Raw genomic sequence first — 18881 nt, forward strand, 5'->3', positions numbered from 1 at the left:
CGACCTGCGAACGGGCAAAACGCGCTCTTGAGGGCGACGGACGCCGCTCCTGTGGTGACTTTTTGCGCCTCCCTTCGAGTTTGCAAGGACACGCCAATGGCGAAGTCTTCGCCATTGGCGTCTCTCAAAGCATTCTTTCACAGGCCCTTGCCTGTCAAGGACGGCCCTAAAGGGCCGCCGCGCAAGCGGTTTCATCCTTGACAGGCAAGGCCCTGTGAAACACCCCCCTCTCGCTCTCCATCACCGGTCCACCCCGACCTTGAACCCACCCCGCCTTTGCGCCCTATAATGTGTCAACCATGTCTCCGAACAGGCGTAAACCATGTCCCCGGGCTGAACACCTTGTCCCGGCAATCCAGGGCCAAGGATAAGGTGTTTTTGGTGGGCGATGGCGCCCGCCAGCAGGCTTGATCTGAACCGTATGCTTTTTGAAAGGAAGTTCCTCTCTGAGGATAGAGCCCGGTAGAACCGTTCTTGACTGCCATCACCGCATGTGTAAACCGCCCCTGGATACCCGGGACAAGCCCGGGTATGACGTAAGTAATTGACACTCAATACAAAAATAACAACCGCCCAAGTTTGGGCAAGGGGGAAAAAATGCCTAGATAAAGGCATCTGCGTAGCATGTTAACAATCACGCTCTTCGTAGCGAAAATCATTCGCAACACACAAAGCAATTTAATTGGACATCATTAGGCTTTCGCCAGGATCTCGTGCCACAGACGCATGAGTCCGTTGCACGAGATACCGGCTGCTCTACGGTATGACGAAATGGGCCGGAATGGCGGGACAATGTTCAGGCGCTCATTGCGCAGGCCACACCGGGTTACCGGATGTGTCCTTGATCTCGCTGGCCCATTTCTCTTCCACCATCTTCACCACATTCTCCGGCATGGGCACGTAATGCAGCTTCAGCGCCATCTCGCTGCCGTTCTTGAAGGCCCAGTCGAAGAATTTCAGCACCGCCTTCGTGCGCTCCGGCTTCTCCGCCACCTTGTGCACGAGGATGAAGGAAGCGCCCGTAATCGGCCAGCTTTTCTCGCCCGGCTGATCGGTGAGGATCAGATAATAGCCTTCCGCCCTGGCCCAGTCGGCATTGGCGGCTGCGGCCTGAAAGGTCTCGGCAGTGGGCGCCACGTACTTGCCGTCATGGTTTTCCAGCAGCACCGTGGTCAGCTTGTTCTGCAGGGCATAGGCGAATTCCACATAGCCGATGCCGCCGGGAATGCGTTTCACGTAAGAGGCCACGCCCTCGTTACCCTTGCCGCCAATGCCCGTGGGCCAGGAGACGGCCTTGCCGAAGCCCACCTTCTCCTTCCACACGGGGCTGATCTTGGCGAGATAATTGGTGAAGATGAAGGTGGTGCCGGAGCCGTCCGAGCGGTGCACGACCGTGATCTTGCGCGAAGGCAGCTTCAGCCCCGGGTTGAGCGCGGCGATCTTCGGATCGTTCCATGTGCGGATGGTGCCGAGATAGATACCAGCGAGCACCTCGCGTGAAAGCTTGAGCTGGCCGGATTTCAGCCCGCGGATGTTCACCACCGGCACCACGCCTCCCATGATCTGCGGCCACTGAAAGAGCCCGTGTTTCTTCAGTTCTTCAGGCTTCAGCGGCGCATCCGACGCCCCGAAATCCACCGTCTTTGCCTTGATCTGCTTCACGCCGCCGCCGGAGCCGATGGACTGATAGTTGAGCTTAATCCCGGTGGCCTTGTAATAGGCCTCGGCCCATTTGGCATAGACGGGATAGGGAAAGGTGGCGCCCGCACCATTGATGGTCTTCACCTCGGCATGGGCCAGGCCAGCAAGCGTGCTCATGGCCAGACCGGCCAGCGCGGCAGTGAACAGACGTCTCATGAGAATGCGTCTCCCTGTCGTTGCCCTCTGCTTGAAAGAGCCCTTGGCGCATGCATTACAGGAAAGGACACGCTCTGGAAAGGCCCCCTCGCCTTCACCGGGCGCAGATTGTATCCGCAGGCTTTCTTGCCACACCCGCCGATGCTTCCCTCGCCGGGAAGAGCAGGCAGGGGATCTCCCCTGCCCTCACCGAACGTGACGGGGTGTGTTTAGGCCGCCTGAATGCGCGTCCAGGCCTCCTGGATGCGGCGGGCGTGTTCTTCGCCGAGATACTTGCTCTCCTCCAGCCGCTGCATCACCTCTGGCGGCGGGAAGATGGCGGGGTTGGAGAGATAGTCCTTGCCGCCCTCCATGGTGCGGATCACCTCCTTCGCCGTGGCGACCGGCGTGGCATACTGGATGAACAGGGCGTTCTGCGCGGCGATTTTCGGATCGCAGAGGAAATTGATGAAGGCGTGGGCATTCTCGGGATGCGGCGCGCCTTTGGGTATGCACAGGCAATCCTGCCAGATGATGGCGCCTTCCTTCGGCACCACATAGGCGATGTCGTCATCCTCCTCCATGACCTGAAGGACATCGCCATTCCACTCCTGCACCAGGTCCACTTCGCCGGACGCCAGAAGGTCCTGACCATTGTCGGGGGCGAAGGTCTTGATGTTCTTCTTGTTGCGGATGATGAGCCTGGCCGCTTCCTCGATATGGGCGTGATCGGTGTCGTTGAAGGAATAGCCCAGATATTTGAGCGCCAGACCGATCACCGTGCCCGGCTCGGAAAGCAGGGCGATGCGCCCGGCATAAGTATCGGAATCATAAAGATATTTCCAGCTGTCCGGCACGCCCTTCACCTTCGATTTGCGATAGCCGATGCCCACCGTGCCCCACATGTAGGTGACGGAATACTTCCGGCCCGGATCGAAGGCGGCGTCCTTGAAGCGCTCCTCGAAATGGCGGAAGTTGGGGATCTTGCCGTGATCAAGCGGCATGAGCATGCCGGCCTTGATCATGCGCTCAACATAGTCGTTGGAAGGCACGATCACGTCATAACCGGGATTGCCGCCCTTGAGCTTGGCCATGAGCTCATCGTTGTCGGCGAACAGGTCCATCTTGACGACGATCCCGGTTTTCCTGCGGAAATCGTCCAACGTCGTCTCGCCGATGTAGGTGTCCCAGTTGAAGAAGTTGAGCTTCTTTTCCTCTTCCGCCTGCGCCCCTTGTGGCAAAAAGCGCAAGGCGGCGGCCAGCCCGCCCGTCAGCGCAAGAAAGCGGCGGCGGGAAACGGCGGCATGAAACGGACGACTGCGGCGTGCACGCATCGGCTCGATCTCCCCTATTTGCCCCGGAACACGAGATGGCGCCGCCCTTATGCGCCAAAGCCCGCCCCTTCGCAAGTCTTCCTCGCCAGTGCTGGCAGAGGCAGGCGGCTGTTGGCGAATTGGGCGATGGATAAATTCACCGGCTCGCCCGGAACCAAATTTCAACCCTTCTCTGGCACCATGACGGCAAAAAACGGCACGCTGCCGAAAAACGGTCAGCGGCGAGACGGACTTAAAATCAGACGGAGTGCGTGTGGTGAACGAGGCGTGCAAGGAGGCGCAGCCGCAGGATGCGAGCCTGCGTGAGTTTTCGCTCATGGACCTGGAACAGGCATATGGCGCCGCTGAGGGGCCGGAAGCCGCCGGCGCGGAGGCCGAGGCGGCCTGGAACCGCCTGCGGCGCGAGGCCCTGGCCTTTCGCTCCGGCCTGATGGCCGAGGGACGGGCAGAGCTGGATGCCATCTATGGTCATCATCCCCACCACGCCTATGACCTTTTCTGGCCGCAGAAGGATGCGGGCCGGGCGGTGGCCCTGTTCATTCACGGCGGCTTCTGGCAGCGCCAAGCCCGCGAGACCTTCAGCCACATGGCCGCCGGCCTGCTTGCTCACGGCGTGCCCGTGGCCGTGATCGGCATGCGCAGCTGCCCGGAAGCGGATCTTAACGCCCTGATCGGCGATGTGCGGCAGATGGCCGCGCATCTCTTCCGGCGTCTGGCGCGGCCTTTGGTGGCCATCGGCCATGGCTCCGGTGCCCATCTCGCCGCCTGCCTTGTCGCCACCGACTGGAAGGCGCGCGGCTTCGGCACGGAGGTGGTCAGCGCCGGCATGGGCATTTCCGGCATCTATGATCTGCGGCCCCTGCTTGGCACCTCCCTGAAGGAGAGGCTGAAGCTCGATACCCTCACCTGCCATGCCGCTTCGCCGCTTCTGTGGCCGGTTGTCGAATCCCGGCGCTTTCTTGTCTGTGTCGGGGGGCGCGAAGCGGAGGCCTGGCGCCGGCAGAGCCTGTCACTGGCCGAGGCCTGGCAGGCCTGTGGGGTGAATATTGCGCATGCCGTCATTGATGATGCCGATCACTTGAGCATTCTCGACGGCCTTGCCGAACCCGCCGGCATCTTGACCCGCGCGGCCGAACGGCTATGCACTGAAACGGACCGGGCGGCACACTGAGAAAGCGCGGCGCCTTTCCTTGGGCCTTGTGTTTTCCCATAAACCCGCCCGCACTGTTGAAAACCGTGTCAACCGATCAGGCCGGGCGAGAAGCCAATGACCACTCCCGGGAACAGGCCCGCACCCCAAAGGCAGGCCCCTGCGCACAGCCCTGTGCTTGCGCCCTCGGGCAAGTCGGAGAAGACGGAGAATTTTCCCGTCGGTTCATGGCTGATCGCGGCCGATCTGCGCCCGCATGTGGCGGCCTATTATGCCTGGGCCCGCGCCATTGACGACATTGCCGACGATCCCCGCCTCAATGCCAACGAGAAGCTCAAGCGCCTTGATCTGCTCGAGCTTGCGCTGGCCGGGGCCATGGGGCGGGACAATCCGGAGCTTTCCGTGGCCTGGCGCCTGCGCGACAGCCTGTTGTCCACCGGCGTGCCCTTTTCCACCGCCACCGACCTGCTCATTGCCTTTCGCCGCGATGTCACCCAGAACCGGTATGACACCTGGGATGACCTGATGGACTATTGCCGCTATTCGGCCGCGCCGGTGGGGCGGTTTTTGCTGCATCTGCATGGTGAAACGGATGAGGCCGCCTTTGCCGCGTCCGATGCCTTGTGCACCGCGCTGCAGGTGATCAATCATCTGCAGGACTGCGGCGAGGACTATCGCGCGCTAGATCGCATCTACCTGCCCCGCGCGTGGATGACGGAAGAAGGTGCGGCGGAAGAGATGCTGAAGGCACAGGCCCTTTCGCCGCCGCTGCGCGCGGTTGTCAACCGCTGCCTTGAAGGCACGCGGGCCCTGATGGAAACGGCGCGGCTGCTGCCGGCGCGTCTGCATTCCAGACGCCTGGCGCTTGAATCGGCGGTGATTGTTGAAATCGCCGATGCCCTCATTGAGGCGCTGGCGCGGCGCGATCCGCTGACGGAGCGGGTGCGGCTTTCCCGCCTCGATTATGTGAAATGCGCCTTGAAGGGCCTTTTGCGGGGGATGAAGGCATGAGTGCTGTTGCCCTGCTCGGAACGGTGCTGCTGATTGTGTGGATCGTGCTCGTGTTCTTCTGGCATGGCTTCTGGCGCATGGATGTGCGCCTGCCTGCCGCCGGCATGATCCCCTTGCGCGGCGGGCGCTGGCCTTCGGTGGTGGTGCTCGTGCCGGCCCGCAATGAGGAGGAGACGCTGAAAGTCGCCCTCACCTCGCTGCTGGCGCAGGATTATCCGGGCGATTTTCACGTGATCGTCATCAATGACAATTCCACGGATGCTACCGCTGAGATCGCCCGCGAGATGGCGGCAACTTCCCACGAACGCCTCACCGCCATCGATGCGCCGCCGCGCCCTGCCGGATGGATGGGCAAGATGGCCGCCCTGCAGGCGGGATATGAGCATGTGCAGGCCGATCCCCGCCTGTCACAGGCGCGTTATGTGTGGCTGACCGATGCCGACATCCGGCATGATGCCGATGCCTTGCGCCGGCTGGTGCATCTGGCGGAAGGAGAGCGGCGTGATCTCGTCTCGGCGCTGGTGCGGCTGCATTGCGAAAGCGTGTGGGAAAAACTGCTCATCCCGCCCTTTGTCTATTTCTTCTTCCTGCTCTATCCGCCCCGGGCCGTGATGCGGCCGGATCGCTATGCCGCGGGGGCCGCCGGCGGATGCCTGCTTCTGCGCAAGGAGGTGCTTGAGGATATCGGCGCCTTTGCCGCGGTGCATGATGCGGTGATTGATGACTGTGCCATTGCGCGGAAGGTGAAGGACAGGGGCTACAGGCTGTGGCTGGGGCTGACGGAAGTGTCCCGCTCCCTGCGCGCCTATCCCGATCTTGCCGATCTTTGGCGCATGATCGCCCGCTCGGCCTATGCGCAGCTTGCCTATTCGCCTCTGCTGCTGCTTCTGTCGCTTGCGGGACTCCTTTTTGCCTTCGTCTTGCCGGCGCTTTATGCGCTGGGCTTCATCTTCGGCGATGCGGCGGCGCATTTCACCGGGCTTGTCGCCTTCGGCCTGATGACGGCGAGCATGCTGCCCGTGATCCGCTTTTATGATCTGGCCCGTTTCTGGAGCCTCACACTGCCGGTGGCGGCAGTGCTCTATGGCGTGATCACGCTCTCTTCGGCCCTCGATCATCACCGCGGCAAGGGAATCAGCTGGCGGGATTCGCCGTCCTGAACAGGCCTAAAAGGGCCAGGCAGCCTTCCTCTTTCCGGCAGGGAATTTTGGCCCACTGGACAGCGAAGCTTCCCTTCACGCGCAAAAATTGCGCACAAATTCCGCAATTCTCATGAAATGCGCTTTTCCGGCATTGCAAAAATCCCTTTGCCGCCATATTCCCATGAAAGGAGACAGGGCGAAGGAGGAACGGCGTCTTCCTGCAGCCGGGCAGCCTCGCAATCAGGCAAGAGCGATGTCCGCCCGGAGATGAATACGCGTCATGTTCCGTGAGCGGATCGACATGCTGAAGGCTTGATGAGCGACATGACACACGAAACGCCACTCCTTGACACCATCCGCACGCCGGAGGACCTGCGCGCCCTGCCCCGGGAGAAGCTGCCGCAACTGGCCGAGGAGCTGCGGGCCGAGCTCATTGATGCCGCCTCCATCACCGGCGGGCATTTCGGCGCCGGCCTTGGCGTGGTGGAGCTCACGGTTGCCCTGCATTACGTCTTTCAGACGCCGAAGGACCGCCTGATCTGGGATGTGTCCCATCAGGCCTACCCCCACAAGATTCTCACCGGCCGGCGTGACCGCATCCGCACCATCCGCCAGAAGGGCGGCCTGCACGGCTTCACCAACAGGCAGGAAAGCCCCTATGACCCCTTCGGCGCCGGCCATTCCTCCACCTCCATTTCCGCCGCGCTCGGCATGGCCACCGCGCGCGATCTCGCAGGCGGCGACAACAACGTCATTGCCGTGATCGGTGACGGCTCCATGAGCGCCGGCCTTGCCTATGAGGCCATGAACCACGCCGGGGCCACGGACACCCGCCTCATCGTTGTGCTCAATGACAACGGCATGTCCATCGCGCCCGCCGTGGGGGCGCTGACCAACTATCTCTCCTGGCTGGTCTCTTCGCGGCCGTTTCTCACCTTGCGCGACCTGGCCAAGCAGATCGCCAGCCGCTTTCCCCGTCAGCTCAGGGAGGCCGCCGCCCGCGCCGATGAATATGCCCGCGGCATCGTGCTGGGCGGCACGCTGTTTGAAGAACTGGGGTTTTATTATGTGGGCCCCATCGACGGGCATGACCTGAACACGCTGGTGCCCATTCTCGAGAACGTGCGCGATGCCAAGGAGCTGGGCCCGGTGCTTGTGCATGTGGTGACCGAGAAGGGCAAGGGCCATCCCTTCCGCAAGGATCATCCCGAGAAATATCACGCGGTGGCGCCCTTTGATCCCAAGACCGGCGAGATGAAGGTCTCCCGGCCCAATGCGCCCACCTATACCGAAGTCTTCGCCCGCGCGCTCATTGCGGAGGCGGAGCGGGACGAGCGCATCGTCGCCATCACCGCGGCCATGCCCTCCGGCACGGGGCTGGACAAGTTCGCCGAGCGTTTTCCGGAGCGGATGTTCGACGTTGGCATTGCCGAGCAGCATGCGGTCACCTTTGCAGCCGGCCTCGCCGCGGAGGGCTACAAGCCCTTCCCTGCCATCTACTCCACCTTCCTGCAGCGCGGCTATGACCAGGTGGTGCATGACGTGGCCCTGCAGAACCTGCCGGTGCGTTTCGCCATCGACCGGGCGGGCCTGGTGGGCAATGACGGCGCCACCCATGCCGGCAGTTTCGACATCACCTATCTCACCTGCCTGCCCAACATGGTGGTCATGGCCGCCGCTGACGAGGCGGAGCTGATGCACATGGTCGCCACCGCCGCGGCCTATGAGGACGGGCCCATTGCCTTTCGCTATCCGCGCGGACCGGGCGTGGGCGTGGATCTGCCCGAGCGCGGCGAGATCCTGCCCATCGGCCGCGGCCGCATCCTGCAGGAAGGCGAACGGGTGGCCATCCTCTCGCTGGGAACGCGCCTGCAGGAGGCCTTGCGCGCCGCCCGCATCCTGCGCGAGGCGCATGGCATTTCCGTCACCGTGGCCGATGCCCGCTTCGCCAAGCCCATGGACGTGGCCCTGATCGAGCGGCTGGCCAAGGAGCATGAGGTGCTCATCACCATTGAGGAAGGGGCCATGGGCGGTTTTGGCGCCCATGTTCTGGAGCATCTTGCCCGGCGCGACATGCTGGCGCATGTCAAGGTGCGGCCGATGACCCTGCCGGACCGGTTCCTGCCCCATGCCTCCATGGCCGAGCAATATGAGGAAGCCGGCCTGACCGCGCCGCACATCGTGCATGAGGCCCTTTCCGCCCTGGGGCTCGCCGAAACCAACGTCGTGCCCCTCACCGGCAAGAGGTGACGCCATGGCCGCCACCGGTGCCGTTTCGGCCTTCAGGGACGTGGCACGCATCACCCGGGCGGCCTCCAGCTCGTTTTACTGGGCCATGCGCCTGATGCCGCGGCCAAAACGGCAGGCCATGTTTGCGCTCTATGCCTTCTGCCGCAGGGTGGACGACATCGCGGATGATCCCCTCTCCCTGCCTGGGGAGAAACGCGAGCGCCTGCAGCGCTGGCGGCGGCGGATTGACATCCTTTATGACAAGGGTCAGGGCGAGGAGAGCATCACCCGCGCCCTTGCCGCGGCCATTCCCGTTTTCGACCTGCGAAGGGAAGACTTTCTCGCCATCATCGACGGCATGGAGATGGATGCCGATGGCCCCATCGTCGCGCCGGACATGGCAACCCTCGACCTTTATTGCGACCGTGTTGCCTCGGCGGTGGGCCGCCTTTCCGTGCGCATTTTTGGCGAGCGCGGCGATCTTGGCCGCGAGGTGGCCCATCATCAGGGGCGGGCCCTGCAGCTTGCCAATATCCTGCGCGATGTGCCCGAGGATGCCGCCCTGGGCCGTCTCTATCTGCCGCGGGAGCTTCTGGACAAGCACGGCATAGACTGGCGCGATCCGCAGGCGGTGATGAATCAGCCCGGCTTTGCGCCCCTGTGGCGGGAGCTGGCTGACAAGGCGGCGGCCCATTTTGTGCGCACCCATGCCTTGATCGAGCGCTGTGAGGCGGACATGCGCGCTGCGCGCATCATGCTGAAGGTCTATGAAAAGGAATTTCGCCGCCTCTGCGCCCTGTCCGATGAGGAGCTGGCCAATCCCTGCCGCCCGAATCGCCTTGTGCCCCGCTGGGAAAAGATGCTCATTGCCCTTTCGGTCTGGGCCGGCATCGCCTGAAAATGAAAGATTTGTTTATTTCAATGTGTTGCTGAAAAGTATTCAACCTGGCTTTTAATAAAACGACACGCATCCCTTATTCCTCTGTGCCATTGTGCCAAAGCCGGTATGATCGGCTTGCGGATCACAAGGAGCGGGGCTTGTCATGGCCTCGCAGACAAACGGAAAGCGCTGGAAGATCATCATGCCCCCTACCCCGCATCACGCGCGCGAAGGCTGTGTGCACATCATTGGCGCCGGCGTGGCCGGCATGGCGGCTGCGCTTGCATTGCGAGAAGCAGGCCGGCGCGTCGTCGTGCACGAGGCGGCGCGGTTTGCCGGCGGGCGCGCCCGCTCCTTTCACGATCCGCACCTGAACTGCACCATCGACAATGGCACGCACCTCATCCTTGCCGCCAATCATGCGGTCCTCAGTCTACTGGACCGGCTGGGCACGCGCACGCACCTTAAACCGCCGCCGGATCCGGCCTTTTTTCTGTTTGACCGGAGAAACGGATGTCACATCACCTTGCGCATCGAGAAGGTCCTTGGCCCTTTCCTGCGCCTGCGCTGGCAGGGTTCGCCTTCTTCCTGCACCCCGCGCGTAAATCTGGCCGACTATCTGAAATCGACAGCCGCCCTTTTCACCACCGATCCACAAAAGCTCGCCGCCCGCCTTGAGAAAACCGGCCCCTTGTGGCGCCTCTTCTGGGAGCCGTTCATCATCGCCGTGCTCAACACCCCGCCCAATCAAGCCGATCCCGCGCCCTTGCGCCGGGTGCTGCTGGAGACGTTCGGCCGTGGCGCCGATGCCCTCCTGCCCCTTTTATCCGATGTCGGTTTGTCCGGCCTCCTTGCCGATCCCTTCTGCGAGCGGGCACAACGGGATGAACATTTCACGTTGCGCCTCTCTCACCCCGTGCGGGCAATCGAGACCGATGGTCACCGCATCAACGCCCTGATCTTTGATGACGAAACCATACGGCTGAATTCCCGCGATTGCGTCATTCTCGCCGTGCCGCCGTGGACGGCAAGGCGGCTTCTGCCCGCCATTCCTGCGCCTGACCGTTTCTCGCCCATCGTCAATGTGCATTTCCGCTTATCCGAAGAGCACACGACACGACACAATGCTGCCATCATCCACGTCACCCCGGCGAAAGCCGGGGTCTCTCACCACAAACGCATGAATAAATGGCCTGAGATACCGGCTTTCGCCGGTATGACGATGCATACGTCGTGTCGTGTGTCCGAAGAGAGGGCGGAACATGTTGCACAACGCTTTTTCGGCGTGATTGACGGCACGGCCCAGTGGATTTTCCGCCGTGGCCCGCTGATTTCCGTAACCGTTTCCGCAGCCGAAGCCTTGCAGGCGCAAAGGCGGGAAGACATCGCCCGCGCCTGCTGGCGCGATGTGGCGGCCGTGTTCAACCTGGCCGAGGATCCCATGCCGCCGGTGCGCGTGATTGCGGAAAAGCGCGCCACGTTCTTGTGCACGCCGGCCCAATCGGCCAGGCGTCCACCGGCCGATGTCGGCTTTTCCAATCTCTTCCTTGCCGGTGACTGGGTGAACACCGGCCTGCCCGCCACGCTTGAATCCGCCGCCCGCTCCGGCGAGACAGCGGCGCGTCTGGCGATTGCGCGCACGGCGTGCTAGAAGCGCGGGCAACGACAGAACGGGCTGCCGGATTGCGCCTTCATGCCACTTGCCTGACGCGCCGGCCGCCTGGCGCAAGAGAACGCAAGCGAATTTAAGTCATCCCGGAACAGGGAGAGGTTCATGACCAGCGAACCGGCCTTTCGTCGGGCCCACAGCATGGCCGAGGACGCAGCCCGTCATTTGCTGGCACGCCAGCATGAGGACGGGCATTTCGTCTATGAGCTGGAAGCCGATGCCACCATTCCGGCCGAATACATCTTCCTCAATCACTTCATCGGCGATCCCGAACCGGAGATCGAGGCGGAACTGGGAGAATACCTGCGCGCCATCCAGTCCGAGGAGACCGGCGGCTGGCCGCTGTTTCACGAAGGGCCCTTTGATGTGTCCGCCTCGGTGAAGGCCTATTACGCCCTCAAGATCCTGGGTGATGATGTCAACGCCCCGCACATGGTGCGCGCGCGCAAGGCCATTCTCGCTCATGGCGGCGCGGAGAAGTCCAACGTCTTCACCCGCTATCTGCTCGCCCTGTTCGGGCAGATCCCCTGGCATGGCACGCCGGCCATGCCGGCGGAGCTCATGCTGATGCCAAAGTGGTTTCCGGTGAACATCTGGAAAATGTCCTACTGGTCGCGCACGGTGATTGCGCCGCTTCTGGTCATCGCCGCCCACCGGCCGCTGGCGGCCAATCCCACCGGCGCGCACTGTCAGGAATTGTTCTGCACGCCGCCATCAGTGCGCACCCAATGGCAGACCAATCCCACCGGCAGCGCCTGGGGCGAATTCTTCCTCTGGCTCGACAAGCTTCTGCATCCGCTTGAGAAACACGTGCTGCCGCATTTGCCCTTCCGGCGGCGGGCGCTGGAGCGGGCCATGACCTTCTGCCGTGAACGCGCCAACGGGCTGGACGGGCTGGGCGCCATCTTCCCCGCCATGGCCAATTACGTCATGGCCATGCATGTCCTTGGCGTGCCGCCTGAGCATCCGGACTACAGCACCGCCCGCGAATCCGTGCGCCGCCTGCTCACACCGCCGAAGGAAGAGCGCGGCGGCCGCCCGCGCTATTGTCAGCCCTGCGTCTCGCCGGTATGGGATACGGCGCTGGCCACCCATGCCCTTTTGGAGGCCGGCGTACCTGCCGATGATCCCCGCATCCGCGCCGCCTGTGACTGGCTGGCCGAACGCCAGATCACCGAGGTGAAGGGCGACTGGGCCATTAACGCGCCCGATCTCGCCCCCGGCGGCTGGGCCTTTCAGTATCGCAATGATTACTATCCCGATGTGGACGACACTGCTGTTGTCGGCATGCTGCTGCACCGCGTCGATGCACAGCGCTACGCCGATCACATCGACCGCGCCCGCCGCTGGATCATCGGCATGCAGAGCAGTAACGGCGGCTGGGGCGCCTTTGACATCGACAACAATGCCGAGTTCCTCAATTCCATTCCCTTTGCCGATCACGGTGCCCTGCTCGATCCGCCGACGGAGGACGTCACCGCCCGCTGCCTGTCCTTCCTGGCCCAGACCGGCATGCCGCGCGATCACGAGGTGATCCGCAACGGCATTGCCTTTCTCAGGGCCATGCAGATGGAGGACGGATCCTGGTTCGGCCGCTGGGGCACGAATTACATCTATGGCACCTGGTCGGTGCTTTGCGCGCTCAACGCCTGTGGCGAGGATATGAGCCAGCCCTGGATTCGCAAGGCGGTGGACTGGCTGAAGGCCAGGCAGCAGCCGGACGGCGGCTGGGGCGAGGATGGCCGCAGCTACTGGCCGGAGCATCGCGATGATCCGCCACGCGCCTCCACGCCGTCACAGACGGCCTGGGCCATGCTGGCCCTGATGGCGGCGGGCGAAGTGGACGACCCGGCGCTTGAGCGCGCGGTGGCCTATCTGGAAGCGGTGCCGCGCGAAAACGAGCGCTGGCAGGAGGAGCTGTTCACGGCCGTGGGATTTCCGCGCGTGTTCTATCTGCGTTATCACGGCTATGCCGCCTATTTCCCCATCTGGGCGCTCGCCCGCTATGCCAGGCTGAAAACCGCCAACGAAAAACGCGTGCCCTGGGGCATGTGAGACGGATTGGGCGGAAAGACACAGGCGCTTTTGCCCCTTCGGCAGCTCAGGCGGAAAGGCGGGCGATGCGGCCGGGCAGCGGCTGATGGACAAGGCCGGCCAGCTCCAGTTCCATGATGGTGGCGATCACCAGCCCCGGCGGCGCCCCTGCCTCGCGGATGAGATCATCAAGCTCCGTCTCGCCCGGCCCCAGCAGGGACAGCACCCTCTGACGCAGATCGCCGCTGGGCTCCTCCTCCGGCGGCGCGGCGGCATGACCGCCCTCCGGCACCGGCGTGTCGCGCAAGGGCCGCGCATCGGGAAGCGGCCGGGATGCCAGCGGGGCGATGGCCTCCAGAATATCGCGCCCGGATGTGACCAGGGTTGCGCCCTCGCGCAGAAGCTTCAGCGTGCCGGCCGCGCGCGGATCCAGCGGCGAGCCGGGCACGGCCATGACCTCCCGCCCCTGCTCCGCCGCGAAACGGGCCGTGATCAGGGAGCCGGAGCGCATGGCCGCTTCCACCACCACCACGCCCAGGGCCATGCCGGAGACCAGCCGGTTGCGCCGCGGAAAGAACTCCGCCCGCGGCACCGTGCCCGGTGTCATCTCGGTGATCAGCAGGCCCTTCTCGCCGATCTGCGCCATGAGCGCGGCATTTTCTTTCGGATAGACATGATCGATGCCGCCGGCCAGCACCGCCACCGTGCCGCGCTCAAGCGCCGCTTCATGGGCGGCGGTATCGATGCCGCGGGCAAGGCCGGAGACGATCACATATCCCGCCTGCCCCACTTCCGCCGCCAGCCGCCGCGCCAGGGTCAGCCCCGCGGCGGAGGCATTGCGCGAGCCGACCATGGCCAGCATCGGGCTTTCGGCAAGTTCAAGCCGCCCCTTCACGCACAAAAGCGGCGGCGGCCCGTCGATATGTCGCAGCCAGACGGGATAGCCCGCCTCGCCCCGGGCCACGAAGCGCGCGCCCAGGCGTGCTGCCGCCTGCATGTCCTTTTCCGCCCGCTCGCGCGGATAGATGCGGGGCGGCCGCTTGCGTCCGCCGCGCAGGGCAAGCTCCGGCAAGGCTTCAAGCGCTTCTGTTGCGCTGCCATAGCGATTGATGAGCTGATAGAACAGCACCGGCCCCACGTTCTCGCTGCGTGACAGGCGCAGCCAGGCCAGCCGCTGTTCATCATCGAGCAGAACACCCGGCGTTTCCGCCATATTTCTCCCTCGCACGTTGCCTTGCCGGGTACGATACGACTTTCAGGGGAGATTGCAAGAACGGAAGCCGGCTTGCAAAGCCGGGGGTTCAGGCGGCGGTGATCAGCCTTCTTCATCCCTTTTGCCGCCGAGATTGATGCGCGGCTCCTGCCCGCGAATGAGGCGATTGAGGTTCTCGCGATGGGTAAGAAAGATGGCCACACCAATGACAAAGAGAAAATAGACAAGCTCGGCATGGCCCAGAAGCGTGGTGATCAGCGGCATGAGCGAAGCCGCCGTCAGCGCGGAGAGTGAGGAGATGCGATAGAGCACCGCCATGACAATCCAGATGATGATGAAAGCAAGCCCCAAGGGCCAGTAAAGACCAAAGAGAATGCCGATATAGGTGGCAACCCCCTTGCCGCCCTTGAACTTCAGCCACAGCGGAAACACATGCCCGGCAAAGGCGCCGGCGCCGGCCATGATCGCCGCCGGCAGGCCCATGAGCATGTGCGCCAGCAGCACCGGCACCAGCCCTTTCAGCATATCCAGAAGCAGCGTTGCCGCCGCCAGCTTTTTCGAGCCTGTGCGCAGGACGTTGGTGGCGCCGATGTTGCCCGAGCCGATGCGGCGCACATCCCCCTTGCCGGCCAGTCTGGTCAGCAGCAGGCCAAAGGGAATGGACCCCGCAAGATAGCCCAGCAGAAACCATGCGATATCAAACAGACCAATGCCCACCGTCACGCTCCCGCACTTGACCGATCTCTTTTAGCTGAAAGCCGTCTGCCCATTTTCCACGGAATCAAGGGAGAACACCGTTCGTCCGGCCACGACCGTGCGCACAACCCGGCCTTCAAAAACCCGATCCTCGAACGGCGTGTTCTTGGCGGAAGACAGCAGGCTCTCCGGTGTCACCCGCCAGCTTGCCTCGGGATCCACCAGCACGAAATCCGCAAGAGCCCCCGCCGCAAGCGTACCGCCCTCGATGCCAAGCAGGCGCGCCGGGGCGCGGCTTGTAACCTCGCTTAAGCGCAACAGCGATATGGCGCCGGCATGATAAAGGCTCAAGGCGGCAGACAGCAGTGTTTGCAGGCCAATGGCGCCGAAGGCGGCTTCGGCAAAGGGCAGCCGCTTGGAATCCGCCCCTTGCGGATCGTGACTGGAAACGATGACGTCGATGGTGCCATCGGCCAGACCGGCGACCAGCGCCTGCCGGTCCGCCTCGCTGCGCAAGGGCGGCGAGAGCTTGAAGAAGGTGCGCCAGGCGCCGATGTCATGCTCGTTGAGCAAGAGATGGTTTATGGACACCCCGCAGCTCACCGGCAGCCCGCGCGCCTTGGCCCGGCGGATGACCTCCACCGATTCGGCACAGGAGATTTGCATGGCGTGATAGCGCGCGCCGGTAAGCTCAACCAGGCGGATGTCCCGCTCCAGCATGATCACCTCCGCCTGCGGCGGAATGCCGGGCAGGCCCAAACGGGCGGCCAGCTCGCCCTCATGCATCACGCCACCGGCGGCGAGATCGGCATCCTCCACATGCTGGCAGATGAGCATGTCGAAATCGCGGGCATAGGCCATGGCCCGCCGCAGCACCCGCGCGGAAGCCACACCGCGCCGCCCGTCGGTGAGCGCCACGGCACCGGCCTCGCGCAACAGGCCGATCTCGCTCATCGTCTCGCCCTTGAGCCCGCGGGTGATGGCCGCCATGGGCGCCACCCGCACGATGGCGGTATCGCGCGCGCGCCGGAGGATGAAATCGACAAGGGCGGCATCATCGATGACCGGATCGGTATCGGGCATGACGATCATGCTCGTCACCCCGCCCGCGGCCGCCGCCAGCGAGGCGGTGCGCAAAGTCTCGCGGTGTTCGTATCCCGGCTCGCCGGTGAACACCCGCATGTCAATGAGCCCGGGCAGCAGGATGAGCCCCCGGCAATCGACAAGGGCGGCATCGCCCACCGCATCCGCCGTCACCTCCGGCCCGGCGGCGCGGATCAGCCCGTTTTCGATGAGCACACCGCCCGGGCCTTCATAGCCGCTTGCCGGATCAACGAGGCGGGCGTTGATGAAGGCGCGCCGCGCGGGATCCACCGGCAGATGCATGGATGCGCTCATCGTGCCTCGCCTCCCTCTCCTTGCCCGACGTTTTCATTGCGCGCCAGTGCATCAAGAACCGCCATGCGCACGGCCACACCCATCTCCACCTGCTCGCGGATCACCGAACGCGGCCCATCGGCGATGCGCGAGGCGATCTCCACCCCCCGGTTCATCGGCCCGGGATGCATGACGATGGCATCCTCCTTTGCCACCGCCAGCTTGTCCGCATCCAGGCCGAAAAAGCGGTAGTATTCCCGGGTGGAGGGAATGAAGGCGCCGTTCATCCGCTCTTTCTGCAAGCGCAGCATCATCACCACGTCCGCACCTTTGAGCCCCTGTCGCATGTCGGTATGCACGTCAGGGCACAGCCGCTCCGCATCTGGCGGCAGCAGCGTGGAAGGCGCAACCAGACGCACATGCGCCCCCAGCTTTTGCAGAAGCAGGATGTTGGAGCGGGCCACGCGTGAATGCAGGATATCCCCGCATATGGCAACGATCAGGTTTTCAAAGCGGCCCTTGTGGCGGCGGATGGTAAGTGCATCCAAGAGCGCCTGTGTGGGATGTTCGTGCCGGCCGTCACCGGCGTTGATCACCGCGCAGGAGACCTTCTGCGCCAGAAGCGCCACCGCGCCGGAATGCTGATGCCGCACCACGAGAAGGTCCGGCCCCATGGCATTGAGGGTAACGGCGGTGTCGATCAGGGTTTCGCCCTTGGTGATGGAGGAGACCTTCACCGCCATGTTGAGCACATCGGCCCCGAGGCGCTTGCCGGCCAGTTCGAAGGAGCTCTGCGTGCGCGTGGAAGGCTCGAAGAACAGGTTGATCTGCGTGCGCCCTTCCAGGATGGACAGCCGCTTTTTGCGCCGGCGGTTGACGGCGACATAATGCTCGGCCAGATCAAGCAGGGCCGTGATCTCCTCAATGGTGAGATCTGCCACGCCCAGCAGATGCCGCCCCTTAAGGATCGGCGCGCGTTCATCGGTGAGCGCATCCTGCATTGTCGCTCAAGCCCCTGGCTTCATTCACCGCCCAACCAGGATCCGCACCGGCTTCATGGCGGATTGACCTGATCTTCAGGAAACCTAAACGCTCCGCCCCCCACCCGGCAAGAAGGGGATGGGCGCTTTTCAACCGATCACCCAACACCGCCCAGTTTCATAGCCAGCCAGATGAACAGGGGCATGGTAAGCGCCGAGGCCATCACCTGCGCCGTCACCGCCGCGGCGTAATAATCGGTATCGCCGCCCATGGCCCGCGCCAGCATGTAACCGTTGACCGCCGTGGGCACCGCCGCCGTCATCACCAGCACCACAAGCGCCACGCCGGAAATGCCGAAAACGAAGCCCCAGAACAGCGCAAGGCTCGGCATGCCTACAAGCCGCAGGATGACCGAGGCCGAAACTCCTTTGTGCGCTTTAGCCACCGCCTGCCAGCTCAAGCCCGCGCCAACGATCAGAAGCGAGATGCCAAGCGCCGCGCGCCCGAGCAGATCAAGCGCCGTCATCACCGGATCGGGCAGACTGATGCCGGTGAAATGCACAAGCAGGCCAAAGAGAATGGCAAGGATGAAGGGATTGCGCGCAAGCTCGCGCACGATGGAAGCCGGCGTTGGCGGCGTGCGCCCCACCGAGATAGCAATGGCCATGACGTTGGCCACGTTCAGATAGGGAATGATCACGGCAAAGGCCACCGCCAGAAGTGCAATGCCGGACGCGCCGATGAGCTTGTCGATCACGGCCATGGCCAGAAAGCCGTTCCAGCGCGTCACTGTCTGAAACAGGGAGGAAAAGGTGGGTCCGGACATGGACAAGGCCCGGCTGACAGGCCGCCGCACAAGCCACAACAGCACCGTGGCGCTGATGACCTGCGCCAGCAGCGCATAAGAGAAGCTGGCCAGGGCGGCAAAGTCCAGCTTCGCGCGCGCCAGGGAAACGATCAGGAGCGCAGGAAACAGGATCCAGTAACAGACGCTCTCCATGCCCCGCCACTGCTCGCGCGGCACAAGCCCGCTCTTGCGCAGGGCAAAGCCCAGCGCGATGAGCAGCAGCACCGGCACGATGGAAGCGAGAATGCTCAGCATGGCTTGCGCCCCTGCCCCTCCTGATGATCGGAATTGAATGGCACAGCCTTTCACAGACAGCTATCACGCCTTTTCATGAAACGCATGCATAAGGGCTTTTCCTGCCATGCAAGGCATGGAGCTCTGCCGCCGCATCTCCTATTTCGTGCAATTTGAGTCAAATGCCCGCCTTGCGTTTCACCGCGGGTTAAGAGGTCTTTGGCATCATGGAAACGGGACGAGACCAA

14 protein-coding genes are annotated in these 18881 nt (G+C 63.5%); 7 read left to right on the forward strand and 7 right to left on the reverse strand.

The genetic code is table 11. The features are described 5' to 3' along the window. Nucleotides 1–804 precede the first annotated feature (804 nt). Nucleotides 805–1857, reverse strand: coding sequence for a phosphate ABC transporter substrate-binding protein PstS (pstS, locus tag EK16_RS02895; protein WP_038034604.1), 1053 nt, complete (start codon nt 1855–1857; stop codon nt 805–807). 209 nt (nt 1858–2066) lie between these two features. Next, nucleotides 2067–3170, reverse strand: a complete 1104-nt coding sequence (locus EK16_RS02900) for an ABC transporter substrate-binding protein (RefSeq protein ID WP_038034607.1) — start codon at nt 3168–3170, stop codon at nt 2067–2069. Nucleotides 3171–3426: 256 nt separating this feature from the next. Here EK16_RS02900 and EK16_RS11320 point away from each other — a divergent pair, with 256 nt between their 5' ends. The 7 genes from EK16_RS11320 (at nt 3427) to shc (ending at nt 13306) form a co-directional block, all read left to right on the forward strand. Further along, complete coding sequence (locus EK16_RS11320) at nt 3427–4341, forward strand: alpha/beta hydrolase (RefSeq protein WP_156098455.1); 915 nt, start codon at nt 3427–3429, stop codon at nt 4339–4341. A gap of 96 nt (nt 4342–4437) precedes the next feature. After that, nucleotides 4438–5331 (forward strand): squalene synthase HpnC, encoded by an 894-nt coding sequence (gene hpnC / locus EK16_RS02910; RefSeq protein WP_081910197.1) that lies wholly within the window; start codon nt 4438–4440, stop codon nt 5329–5331. Next, complete coding sequence (locus EK16_RS02915; protein ID WP_038034728.1) at nt 5328–6491, forward strand: glycosyltransferase; 1164 nt, start codon at nt 5328–5330, stop codon at nt 6489–6491. Before hpnC ends, EK16_RS02915 begins: the two co-directional genes overlap by 4 nt. A gap of 306 nt (nt 6492–6797) precedes the next feature. Continuing rightward, entirely contained in the window at nt 6798–8723 is a 1926-nt protein-coding gene (dxs, locus tag EK16_RS02920) for a 1-deoxy-D-xylulose-5-phosphate synthase (RefSeq protein WP_038034612.1), read from the forward strand. Between the two features lie 4 nt (nt 8724–8727). Further along, the gene (gene hpnD, locus EK16_RS02925) at nt 8728–9600 is read left to right on the forward strand and encodes a presqualene diphosphate synthase HpnD (protein WP_051928839.1); all 873 of its coding nucleotides are present in this window, start codon (nt 8728–8730) and stop codon (nt 9598–9600) included. Nucleotides 9601–9745: 145 nt separating this feature from the next. Next, nucleotides 9746–11233, forward strand: coding sequence for a hydroxysqualene dehydroxylase (locus tag EK16_RS02930; protein WP_038034616.1), 1488 nt, complete (start codon nt 9746–9748; stop codon nt 11231–11233). 123 nt (nt 11234–11356) lie between these two features. Beyond that, a complete protein-coding gene (gene shc / locus EK16_RS02935) occupies nt 11357–13306 on the forward strand; it encodes a squalene--hopene cyclase (RefSeq protein ID WP_038034620.1) in 1950 nt (649 codons plus the stop codon). Between the two features lie 46 nt (nt 13307–13352). Here the strand turns inward: shc and dprA are convergent, their stop codons facing one another. The 5 genes from dprA to EK16_RS02960 form a co-directional block, all read right to left on the reverse strand. Further along, on the reverse strand, nt 13353–14498 hold the full coding sequence (gene dprA / locus EK16_RS02940; RefSeq protein ID WP_038034623.1) for a DNA-processing protein DprA: 1146 nt from the start codon (nt 14496–14498) through the stop codon (nt 13353–13355). Between the two features lie 102 nt (nt 14499–14600). Continuing rightward, nucleotides 14601–15221: a glycerol-3-phosphate 1-O-acyltransferase PlsY gene (gene plsY / locus EK16_RS02945; RefSeq protein WP_038034625.1), complete on the reverse strand. Its 621-nt coding sequence runs from the start codon at nt 15219–15221 to the stop codon at nt 14601–14603. Nucleotides 15222–15245: 24 nt separating this feature from the next. Then, nucleotides 15246–16592, reverse strand: coding sequence for a dihydroorotase (locus EK16_RS02950; protein ID WP_081910198.1), 1347 nt, complete (start codon nt 16590–16592; stop codon nt 15246–15248). Next, nucleotides 16589–17572: an aspartate carbamoyltransferase catalytic subunit gene (locus EK16_RS02955; protein WP_051928840.1), complete on the reverse strand. Its 984-nt coding sequence runs from the start codon at nt 17570–17572 to the stop codon at nt 16589–16591. The genes EK16_RS02950 and EK16_RS02955 overlap by 4 nt, the downstream gene beginning before the upstream one ends. A gap of 137 nt (nt 17573–17709) precedes the next feature. Continuing rightward, entirely contained in the window at nt 17710–18654 is a 945-nt protein-coding gene (locus tag EK16_RS02960; RefSeq protein WP_038034628.1) for an AEC family transporter, read from the reverse strand. Nucleotides 18655–18881 lie beyond the last annotated feature (227 nt).

Origin of the sequence: Thermopetrobacter sp. TC1 (assembly GCF_000746275.1) — a bacterium.
In the GTDB taxonomy this organism is placed as follows: domain Bacteria; phylum Pseudomonadota; class Alphaproteobacteria; order Rhizobiales; family Aestuariivirgaceae; genus Thermopetrobacter.

Coding starts and splice junctions, on each gene's coding strand:
- pstS (WP_038034604.1), bottom strand. CDS start 1,857: ATGAGACGTCTGTTCACTGCCGCGCTGGCCGGTCTGGCCATGAGCACG.
- EK16_RS02900 (WP_038034607.1), bottom strand. CDS start 3,170: ATGCGTGCACGCCGCAGTCGTCCGTTTCATGCCGCCGTTTCCCGCCGC.
- hpnC (WP_081910197.1), top strand. CDS start 4,438: ATGACCACTCCCGGGAACAGGCCCGCACCCCAAAGGCAGGCCCCTGCG.
- EK16_RS02915 (WP_038034728.1), top strand. CDS start 5,328: ATGAGTGCTGTTGCCCTGCTCGGAACGGTGCTGCTGATTGTGTGGATC.
- dxs (WP_038034612.1), top strand. CDS start 6,798: ATGACACACGAAACGCCACTCCTTGACACCATCCGCACGCCGGAGGAC.
- hpnD (WP_051928839.1), top strand. CDS start 8,728: ATGGCCGCCACCGGTGCCGTTTCGGCCTTCAGGGACGTGGCACGCATC.
- EK16_RS02930 (WP_038034616.1), top strand. CDS start 9,746: ATGGCCTCGCAGACAAACGGAAAGCGCTGGAAGATCATCATGCCCCCT.
- shc (WP_038034620.1), top strand. CDS start 11,357: ATGACCAGCGAACCGGCCTTTCGTCGGGCCCACAGCATGGCCGAGGAC.
- dprA (WP_038034623.1), bottom strand. CDS start 14,498: ATGGCGGAAACGCCGGGTGTTCTGCTCGATGATGAACAGCGGCTGGCC.
- EK16_RS02950 (WP_081910198.1), bottom strand. CDS start 16,592: ATGAGCGCATCCATGCATCTGCCGGTGGATCCCGCGCGGCGCGCCTTC.
- EK16_RS02955 (WP_051928840.1), bottom strand. CDS start 17,572: ATGCAGGATGCGCTCACCGATGAACGCGCGCCGATCCTTAAGGGGCGG.
- EK16_RS02960 (WP_038034628.1), bottom strand. CDS start 18,654: ATGCTGAGCATTCTCGCTTCCATCGTGCCGGTGCTGCTGCTCATCGCG.